The 9,156-nt window shown below is 58.4% G+C and carries 8 protein-coding genes and 2 pseudogenes; 5 read left to right on the top strand and 5 right to left on the bottom strand.

The window, feature by feature from the left end; all coding sequences use genetic code 11:
• Together VNZ65_RS19070 and andAc are read right to left on the bottom strand one after the other, a co-directional pair.
• Positions 1–145: pseudogene (locus tag VNZ65_RS19070) on the bottom strand (anthranilate 1,2-dioxygenase); the annotation flags it as partial.
• A gap of 12 nt (positions 146–157) precedes the next feature.
• The gene (gene andAc / locus VNZ65_RS19065; protein WP_325671804.1) at positions 158–1,423 is read right to left on the bottom strand and encodes an anthranilate 1,2-dioxygenase large subunit AndAc; all 1,266 of its coding nucleotides are present in this window, start codon (positions 1,421–1,423) and stop codon (positions 158–160) included.
• A 285-nt stretch (positions 1,424–1,708) separates the two neighbouring features.
• On the opposite strand from andAc, the gene VNZ65_RS19060 reads away from it, so the two are divergent.
• The 4 genes from VNZ65_RS19060 to pcaD all read left to right on the top strand — a co-directional run bounded on the left by VNZ65_RS19060 (position 1,709) and on the right by pcaD (position 4,969).
• Positions 1,709–2,860: a muconate/chloromuconate family cycloisomerase gene (locus VNZ65_RS19060; protein WP_325671802.1), complete on the top strand. Its 1,152-nt coding sequence runs from the start codon at positions 1,709–1,711 to the stop codon at positions 2,858–2,860.
• Between the two features lie 19 nt (positions 2,861–2,879).
• Positions 2,880–3,170, top strand: coding sequence for a muconolactone Delta-isomerase (gene catC / locus VNZ65_RS19055; protein WP_325671800.1), 291 nt, complete (start codon positions 2,880–2,882; stop codon positions 3,168–3,170).
• A 30-nt stretch (positions 3,171–3,200) separates the two neighbouring features.
• On the top strand, positions 3,201–4,112 hold the full coding sequence (gene catA, locus VNZ65_RS19050; protein ID WP_325671798.1) for a catechol 1,2-dioxygenase: 912 nt from the start codon (positions 3,201–3,203) through the stop codon (positions 4,110–4,112).
• 80 nt (positions 4,113–4,192) lie between these two features.
• Positions 4,193–4,969, top strand: a complete 777-nt coding sequence (gene pcaD, locus VNZ65_RS19045) for a 3-oxoadipate enol-lactonase (RefSeq protein ID WP_325671808.1) — start codon at positions 4,193–4,195, stop codon at positions 4,967–4,969.
• An 8-nt stretch (positions 4,970–4,977) separates the two neighbouring features.
• Here pcaD and VNZ65_RS19040 read toward each other — a convergent pair whose 3' ends face one another.
• Positions 4,978–5,883, bottom strand: a complete 906-nt coding sequence (locus tag VNZ65_RS19040) for a LysR family transcriptional regulator (protein WP_325671806.1) — start codon at positions 5,881–5,883, stop codon at positions 4,978–4,980.
• A gap of 109 nt (positions 5,884–5,992) precedes the next feature.
• Between VNZ65_RS19040 and VNZ65_RS19035 the strand changes: the two genes are divergently transcribed.
• Positions 5,993–7,027, top strand: a complete 1,035-nt coding sequence (locus VNZ65_RS19035) for an AraC family transcriptional regulator (protein WP_325671796.1) — start codon at positions 5,993–5,995, stop codon at positions 7,025–7,027.
• A gap of 122 nt (positions 7,028–7,149) precedes the next feature.
• On the opposite strand, the gene VNZ65_RS19030 is transcribed toward VNZ65_RS19035, so the two are convergent.
• Together VNZ65_RS19030 and VNZ65_RS19025 are read right to left on the bottom strand one after the other, a co-directional pair.
• The gene (locus VNZ65_RS19030) at positions 7,150–8,763 is read right to left on the bottom strand and encodes a carboxylesterase/lipase family protein (protein WP_325671794.1); all 1,614 of its coding nucleotides are present in this window, start codon (positions 8,761–8,763) and stop codon (positions 7,150–7,152) included.
• Positions 8,764–8,813: 50 nt separating this feature from the next.
• Positions 8,814–9,156 (bottom strand): annotated as a pseudogene (locus tag VNZ65_RS19025) (hypothetical protein); the annotation flags it as partial.

Raw genomic sequence — 9,156 nt, 5'->3', positions numbered from 1 at the left:
CGTCGGCATTTTCGCGCGGGATGATTTCATACAGGCAGTCGTCGGTGAAAAATTCCGGCCACTCTTCCAGGCGGTCGTTGTCGAGTGCATGCACATACGCTTCCTGCAGCTGGTGCAGCTCGAACCACAATGTCATGTCGGTCATATTGTTCATTCCTTAAGCTTCTGCGAAACCCATCAATTTTTGGTAGCCGAGCCAGAAGCGGCGAATCAGGCCTTCGGTGATCAGCGTGTCTTCCTGGTCCGGATTGTCCTTCGCCATTTCCAGCACCGAGCAATCGTCCGGATCGCGCACCGTGCCGCGTTGCACCAGCTCGGTGGCCTCGGTATCTTCCATCGAGATATAACCGGCCGGGCCTACCAGGTTGGCTTGCTTGATACGCAAGGCGCGCAGTTCCGGGGTGTCGTCGGCATAACCGAAGAAATGGAAGATCAGTTCGAAGTTTCCGGGTCCCTTAGGCAGCAGCTGGCGCGCCACCAACGTGTTGTGAATCTGCTGCACCACCAACTGCGGAAAGATCGGCTGGATATGATTGGTGGTCATTTCCTCGTATTCCTTGATCTGGCCCAGCACCGAATCGTCTTCCAGCGTGAAGCCTTCATCGAAAGAGCGGATGGCCTGCTGTTTGTAAGCGTCGGAAGTTTCTACTTCATTCTTGGTGGCGGTAATGATGCTGTGCAAGCCATGGCGCTTGTCGACCAGCGAGCGCGCTTTCATGCCGACCCGGAAAATATTGAAGGTAGTGTGGAACAGATGCAGCAGGCTGGCGTGATAGGGATCTTTCACGTTTTCCAAGTACAGCTTCCAGTTGGATTTTGAAAACTGGCGGGTGCAGCCGAGGTAGACGATGGGTTTGTGGAAAATGCGGTCCAGCCAAGGCCGCATTTCGGCGCCGATGTAGTCCGCCAGCGGTTCCACGATTTCGCTGAAAGTGGCGAACACCAAGCCGCGGTAGCTGTCCACGCGCAGCTGGCGCAAGCCATGGCATTTCGGATCGAAGTCCTTGGGCATGCCGCTCATGCCTTTCTGGCCCCGTCGGAACGGCACTCCCAGCAGGTTGCCGCGACTGTCGAAACTCCACTGATGGTAAGCGCAGCTGTGCGAACTGGCATTGCCGCGCGGGGTGCGGCACACCATGGCGCCGCGGTGTGCGCACTTGTTGACCCAGGCCGCCAGCGCGCCATCCTCGGTGCGGGTGACTACTACCGGAGTGTCACCGATGAAGGTGCTCTTGAAGTCGCCGTTGTTGGGAATCTCGGCTTCCAGCGCCAGAAAGCTCCATACCGGCCCGCGGAAAATCCGTTCCTGTTCCAGGTCGTAGACTTCTTGTGAATTGAATACCTTGTAAGGGGTGCGGGAGCCATCCTTGCGTGGGAAATGCACCAGCGGTGAATAGCCGGATTGCGCAGTTGCTTCATTCATCGGGATTTTCCTTCCGTATTATCGTGTACCAATAGCAAGCACGGTCTTGTCGCTCGCGTCTCCGTTTATGGACCCATGGTAGGCAAATGCCGGGTCGGAAAATATCCGTTGCTTGCACGTTTACGGATTCGCACTATCCGTTTCTTGCAAAGTTTGGCAACTGCTTGCCATTGCAATATGGCCGCTGTTGCGCGCTATACCGTAAAGGTATGATGCTTACCAAAAACGGTCTTGGACATGACTTAGGCTTGATCCATAAGATATGGCAAACAACTTGAGATGCCGATGATGAATGCCGTGATTGAAAAGATAGAAGTCCTGTTGCTTGATGTACCGACCATCAGGCCGCACCGCTTGTCGGTCGCCACCATGCATCACCAGACCCTGGTGCTGCTGCGGCTGCTCGCTAGCGACGGCATCGCCGGCTGGGGCGAGGCCACCACCATCGGCGGCCTGGCATACGGCGGCGAGAGCCCGGAAAGCATCAAGATCAACATCGATACCTATATGGCGCCACTGCTGATTGGCCGCGATGCCAGCCAGATTGCCTTGCTGATGGCCTTGATAGGGAAAAACGTGCAGGGCAACCGTTTCGCCAAATGTGCAATAGAAACAGCGCTGTGCGATGCCCAGGCGCGGCGGCTGGGCGTGCCGCTCAGCGCACTGTTCGGCGGCCGCGTGCGCGAATCGCTGCCGGTAGCCTGGACGCTGGCCAGCGGCGATACCGCCAGGGATATCGCGGAAGCCGAAAAGATGCTGGATCTGCGCCGCCACAATATTTTCAAGCTGAAGATTGGCCTGCGCCCGGTGCGCGAAGATGTGGCGCACGTGGCTGCCATCAAGCGCACGCTTGGCGAGCGTGCCAGCGTCCGCGTCGACGTCAATCAAGCCTGGGGTGAAACCGATGCATTGCTGGGCATGGCGTTGTTGCATGATGCCGGGGTCGACCTGGTGGAGCAGCCGATCGCGGCCAGGAATCATGAAGGCCTGCGGCAGCTACGGGCAAAGTGCAGCATGCCATTGATGGCGGACGAGGCCCTGCACGGTCCGCTCGACGCGATGGCGCTAGCGCGGCTGCATGCCGTCGACGTCTTCGCCGTCAAGATCACCCAGTCCGGTGGCCTGACCGGCGCCAGGCAGGTGGCGGCGATTGCCGAAGCAGCGCATATCGATCTGTACGGCGGCACCATGCTGGAAGGCGCCATCGGCACCATGGCCTCAGCCCAGCTGTTCGCCGGCTTTCCGGCGCTGACATGGGGAACCGAGCTGTTCGGCCCGCTATTGCTGACCGAAGAAATCCTGCAGACGCCCTTGCTCTATCGGGATTTCTGCCTGCAATTGCCGACGTCGCCTGGCCTCGGCATTGCGCTGGATGAAGACCGTCTTGATTTTTTGCGGCGTGACAAGAAGGCCGCTGCAGTATTCGCAATGCAATGAAGTGATCACAGGAGAAACCATGTTATTCAAGGTCAGGATGACTGTCCAGTTGCCGCCGGCTATGCCGAAATCGACAGCTGACGAGTTGAAAAAAACGGAACGCGAACTGGCGCAGCAACTGCAGCGTTCCGGCAAGTGGCGGCATTTGTGGCGGGTGGTGGGCCAATATGCAAACATCAGCATCTTCGATGTTGAAAGTTCGACTGAACTGCATGATCTGCTGACATCCTTGCCGCTGTTCCCTTATATGCAGATAGAAGTAGAAGCATTGTGCCGGCATCCGTCGGCGATTCACGCAGACGACCGCTGATAGACTAAGCCAAACCATCGAGGAGACCCCATGGACAAGAACACCATAGACGCTGTATTAAAAAAAATCCAAAGCACTGAAACCGCCGCCGGCAATCCCCGCACCAAGGCGATCGTAAACCGTATCGTGCAGGATCTGTTTTATACGATAGAAGACCTGGACGTGCAGGCGGAGGAGTTCTGGGCCGCTGTCAATTATCTGACCGAGGCCGGCCGTTCCGGCGAATACGGCTTGATCGCCGCCGGCCTCGGCTTCGAGCATTTTCTTGATCTGCGGATGGATGAAGCGGAAGTCCGCGCCGGCGTCGTCGGCGGTACGCCGCGCACCATCGAAGGCCCCTTGTATGTGGCCGGCGCGCCGGAAACGCTGGGCGAAGCCAGGCTCGACCATGACGGCGAGCCAGGTGAAGTGTTGTTCATGCAAGGCCAGGTGCTGGCAGATGATGGCAAGCCGCTGGCCGGCGCGCTGGTGGAAGTGTGGCATGCGAATCACCTGGGGCAGTACTCCTATTTCGATAAGAGCCAGAGGGATTTCAATCTGCGCCGCAGCATACGCACCGATGCGCAGGGCCGTTACCGCTTCCGCAGCGTCATGCCGATCGGCTATAGCGTACCGCCCGGCGGCGCCACGGAAAAAATACTGAAGCAGCTTGGACGCCATGGAACGCGGCCGGCGCATATCCATTTCTTTGTCTCCGCGCCGGGGCATCGCAAGCTGACCACGCAAATCAATATCGACGGCGATCCCTACCTGTGGGACGACTTCGCCTTCGCTACCCGCGAGGGCCTGGTGCCGAAACTGGTTCGCGTCACCGATCCGGCAGCGCTGGATGCGCATCAGGTGAAGGCGCCGTTTGCTTCGATCGATTTCAATTTCACCCTGCATGCGGAGCAGCAGGCATTGCCGCATGCCGATATTGCCCGGCCGCGCGCCAGCGCGTGACGGTGCCGGCCGTGGAATGAATCTGGCGGCCGCTTGAGAGCGGTCGCCATCTTTTTTCATTGTTTAAAGAATGACGAATGATGCCGATACTGAAACTAGACGGAGAAGATTTTTTTTATTCACTGGACGGGCCAGCAGGCGCGCCAGTCCTGGTGCTGTCGAATTCACTGGGTACCACGATGGCGATGTGGAACGGCCAGATGGAAGCCCTGCGGCAGCGCTACCGCGTCTTGCGTTATGACACCCGGGGCCATGGCCGTTCGGTGGTGTCTGCGCCGCCTTACACGTTGCCAATGCTGGGGCAGGACGTGCTGAATCTGCTCGATGCACTGAAAATAGATAAATTTCATTTCTGCGGCATATCGATGGGCGGCCTGACAGGTTTGTGGCTGGCGATCCACGCCGGCGCCCGCCTGCAAAAACTGGTGGTCGCCGATAGCGCCGCCCGTATTGGCACGGTCGTAGGCTGGCGTGCCCGCGCGCAGCTGGTGCGGGAAAGCGGCATGGCTGAGGTGGCGACCGGCGCTCCCGGCCGCTGGTTCACACCCGCTTTCATCGCGCATGCGCCGGGCCTGGTGCAGCAATACGTTGCGAGCTTGCGTGCCTGCAGTCCGGCAGGTTATGCCGGCTGCTGCCTGGCGCTGGCCGATGCCGACCTGCGCAGCGAGATTGCGGCAATCAAGGCGCCGACCTTGCTGATCACCGGCTTGCATGATCCGGTAACGACAACCACCGATGCCCGCTTCATGCGAGACGGCATCGCCGGCGCGCAATATGCGGAGCTGGAAGCTTCGCACCTGTCGAATGTCGAAGCCAGCGCGGATTTCAATAAACTGTTGCTGCAGTTCCTGGCTTGAAGGCAGGATCAGCTCACCGTGGCTGCGGCTAACGGCGGCACGACGCCTGCCACCAACGCACGGAAATTCTGCAAGGCTTGGGAACGGTCGTTGGCGCGGAAATTCATGATCACCGGCGAAAACACCCCCTTGTTTGAAAGCGGACGATAGATCACATCGGTACGGTGCAAGCCCTGCACCGATTGCGGCACCAGCGCCACGCCGACGCCGGCCGCCACCAGGCCGATGGCGGTTTGCATTTCATTGGTTTCCTTGACGATGGCCGGCTTCAAGCCTTTGTCGGCAAAGATCTTCAATACCTGGTCGGCATAGCTGGGGCGCGGCTTGGCCGGATACAGGATGAAGTCTTCCGCAGCCAGCTGGAGCAGCGTGACCTTAGGTTTTTTCAGCAGCGGATGGCCGACCGGGAAAACCGCCACCAGCGGTTCTTCAATAATGGTCTGGCAGACAATGTCGGGATCGTCGATCAGCAAGCGGCCGAAGCCGACATCGATGCGCCCCGATTTCAGTGCTTCGGCCTGCTCCATGGTAATCAGCTCCGAGAAGCCGATTTCGACCCCGGCATTCTCCTGGCGAAAGCGCTTGATCAGCTCCGGCAGCACGCCATACAGGGTGGAGGGTACGAAACCGATGCTGAACCAGTCCTGCCGGCCGCTGGCGATGCGTCGAGTGGCTTCCTGGATTTCATCGATGCGCGACAGCAGCTGCACCGTTTGTTCATAAAAGAACTTGCCGGCCTTGGTCAACGCAATCGGACGCGAATCACGATTGATCAGCTCGACCCCGAGAATTTCCTCCAGCTGGCGGATCTGCCGGCTCAGCGGCGGTTGCGCAATATGCAACAATTCGGCGGCGCGGCTGAAATTCAGCTCGCTGGCGACGGCGTTGAAATACCTGAGATGACGAAGTTCCACCATACCTCCAGAGCATACTTCGATGCGGAAACGATATTGTACGTTTTCTGCGCCAAGGTTTATGATACGCAAGCATGCCGTGCTTTCACCTGTAGCAGGATTACCGCGGATGCGCACCCAACAAGAGGTTGATATGCACCCCACGAGCCCGGTACTTAGCCTGGCGCCGCTATATCGGCGTCGTGTGTTTCAGTCCAGCAAAAAAGTCGATTGCCATGTACAGGTGGCCAAGGAGTTATCGGCGCATGATCTGTACTGGAAGGGCGACAATGTCGATACGATACTGTTCAAGGCGACGATCCGGAAGTTACAGGTTTTCATGCTGAAGTACGGTGCCGAGGTGGTGGTCAGACCGAAGCTGTTCGACGGCTTCGTGCTGGTCCACATGACACTGAGCGGCATCGCTGAAATCGAGTCGGACGGACAAAAAGTATGCATTCCCCAGGGCCATACCGCAGTGATAGCGCCCAGGCGAAATTTGCGGCTGTGGTGGCAGGCCGGCTCGGAACAACTGATACTGAAGGTTCCGACCGCCTTGTTTGACGAAATCGGCGCCCGTAGCGGCGCCGGTGTGCCCGCCATGCCATCCGCGCTTTTGCTGCCGCCGCATTTGTCTGGCCATTGGAACTTTTTAATCCAATCCTTGCTTGGCGTATTGGATTTGTCCGTGCAGACCGAAGAGCATGCCTTGTGGATCAATCATTTCGAACTCGGCGCCGCGCAGTTTCTGTGTTCGCAGATGGTGGCGATGCCAGAAAAAAATCCGGCAACAGCAGCGATCGTCAATCATCAATTATTCGACGGTGTGAGCGATTCCGGAAAATTCAAACGTCTTGATGCCTTGGAGCAGTATATACAGGGGCGTTTATGCGCACCTGTATCGCTGACGGATATGGCGCGTGCGGCCGGCGTTAGCGTACGCAGCTTGAATGCACTGTGCCATCAGCATCATGGCGTCGCCCCTATGGACCTTCTGCGCAATATCCGGTTGGATGCGGTTCGTCAGCGTCTGCTTTCACGGCCGGCGGCGAACATCACCGAGATCGCTTTCGAATTCGGTTTTGCCCATCTGGGACGGTTTTCCGCTTACTATCGCCGCCGCTTCGGCGAACTGCCCAAGCAAACCCGGGCCTGCCAGCACTAGTGCACTGCTACAGTCGTAGGGCGGGTACCCCGTGCCCACATAGTGCCGGACATTCATGGTGCGGATAGGCATGTTGCGTCGCGTCCGCGTGGGCACGAAGTGCCCACCCTACGGGGATCAGCTCAATTCAATTGCTGGATCAGATCCAGCCCTGTTTTCCAGGGATCGGGCTGTGTGCTGGTTTGTGTTGCGCCGCCAACGGATAAATCGAGCAAAGCGTCGCTTTTCGCGTCATACGGCGACCACTGCGGCAGCCCGGGGCTGTTGGGATTTCCTGTCTTGGCAAATGCTATCCAATAATTGTTGGTGAGCTGCGCCATTTGCTGATCCTGGCTGGTCACTGCAGTACCATAGCTTGCGCTCAAGGTATTGAAGACATAGGGTAGTTCGCTGGCGTGAGGTGCGCCGCTTACCTGATTACGTATCGATGCCGCTACGTACGAGAATCGGTATTCGTAGACGGGGCTTCCCTGTGCAGACAATGTCTGGGCCACGAAACGCGCCGGCTCCACCATGACTTGATCGCTGGCGATGCGGGCTGCGACTACGCTGACGTTACCGGTGCCCTGAGGGTCATAGGCGGCTAGCGCCGCTGCGCGGTTGGCTGGGGCAAATGGCGCTAGCGCCTGATCCATGGTCGTGGCCGTCGCAAAGCTCAAATCCAGGCTGGTGGCGCCCACTATCAGCGGGACCTTTTTTGCGCTGCCGGCCTGATAGATTTTCCCTGGCTCGTCAACAATCAGCTGACCATCGATCATGGTGTTGGAAAAGGTATTGAAGTTGCTGCCGAGGGTGCCCATGTTCAGTCCGGAGACAATGGTGGTGGCAGGCAAGGCACGTAACGCCGCCAAAGCACTGGCATCCTCGCCGGTGATGCCAACGGTGGCGGCAAACGTCACACCGACCTGTTCTCCGGAAGGCAAACCGTTAGGTCCGGTTTCATGCAGCCGGCGTCCGGGGACAAACGCCACGCGGCCGCCGCCTGATTCGGCGATGGCGCGGTTAAACAAGCCGTTGGATAAAGGCGAGGTCATGAGAACGTGGACGGCAAATCCACCTGCAGATTCGCCGAATACGGTAACGTTGCCGGCATCACCGCCAAACGCTGCGATGTTTCGTTGCACCCACTTTAATGCTGCTAGCTGGTCCATGAAACCGTAATTCCCCAACAAGCCACTTGGATTTTCTTTGGTCAGAGCAGGGTGTCCGAAAAACCCAAAGCGGCCGAGACGATAGTTAAAACTGACGAGTATCACGTCTTGCCTGGCAAATTGGCTGCCGTCATAGACGGCGGATGCAGAACTGCCGTTGACGCCGCCACCACCATAAATCCACACGACCACCGGCAGTTTTTTCAGCGTGGGGTTGGTGGGGCGCCACACATTCATCACCAGACAGTCCTCATCAGGCACTTGTCCGCTGGATGGCGCAGCGTCGGAACTCATCGGCAGTTGCATGCAATCGTGACCGAATGTCTGAGCTGGACGAATCCCGCTCCAAGCCGCGGCTGCTTGCGGTGGCTGCCAGCGCAAGGGACCGACCGGCGGCGCCGCATATGGAATACCCTTGAACGTAATGACACTGTTATCGCTGGCGCCCTGCACCGTACCGCTATCTATCTTGACGATAGTGGCATCGGCAAGCGCCGGCGTGGTTATACCGTCGTCGCTTCCGCAGCCGGTGAGCGCGCCTGCCGCCATTGCTGCAGCAATGATTGAAAATTTAATGCGATCCATGCTTGTCTCCGTATTTTATTGTGAGTTGAAGGTCGTTCGTGATTGGACTGCTATGCTTGTTTGCGCTGATAGAAATCGAGAGCGGCGATGATCAAGACTGCCATGAGGACGGGTATGCAGGCGGTCAGCACAATGTCCCTGGGCGGCCTGTCTAGCGCCAGCAGAAGTCCTCCAACTGCCGGGCCAAGTATCGAACCGATACGCCCCACGGCAGCGGAGCAGCCGATGCCTGTAGTACGCGCGGCAGCAGGGTAGAGCGTGACCGCCAGTGCGATCTGGCCGACGGTACCCGCCATCAGGCCGGCGCCTCTCACTGCGATGCCGAACAATAGCTGTTGCTGCGTGAGGTCGGCCGTGGCCACGCCTGCGATGGCCATGGCGCCGAGCAGGGAA

This window comes from Collimonas sp. (assembly GCF_035566555.1).
Taxonomy (GTDB): domain Bacteria; phylum Pseudomonadota; class Gammaproteobacteria; order Burkholderiales; family Burkholderiaceae_D; genus Collimonas.
The sequence above is the reverse complement of the archived record's forward strand: the minus strand, read 5'-3'. Positions and strand labels throughout refer to the sequence as shown.

Coding starts and splice junctions, on each gene's coding strand:
- andAc (WP_325671804.1), bottom strand. CDS start 1,423: ATGAATGAAGCAACTGCGCAATCCGGCTATTCACCGCTGGTGCATTTC.
- catA (WP_325671798.1), top strand. CDS start 3,201: ATGGACAAGAACACCATAGACGCTGTATTAAAAAAAATCCAAAGCACT.
- VNZ65_RS19030 (WP_325671794.1), bottom strand. CDS start 8,763: ATGGATCGCATTAAATTTTCAATCATTGCTGCAGCAATGGCGGCAGGC.
- pcaD (WP_325671808.1), top strand. CDS start 4,193: ATGCCGATACTGAAACTAGACGGAGAAGATTTTTTTTATTCACTGGAC.
- catC (WP_325671800.1), top strand. CDS start 2,880: ATGTTATTCAAGGTCAGGATGACTGTCCAGTTGCCGCCGGCTATGCCG.
- VNZ65_RS19060 (WP_325671802.1), top strand. CDS start 1,709: ATGATGAATGCCGTGATTGAAAAGATAGAAGTCCTGTTGCTTGATGTA.
- VNZ65_RS19035 (WP_325671796.1), top strand. CDS start 5,993: ATGCGCACCCAACAAGAGGTTGATATGCACCCCACGAGCCCGGTACTT.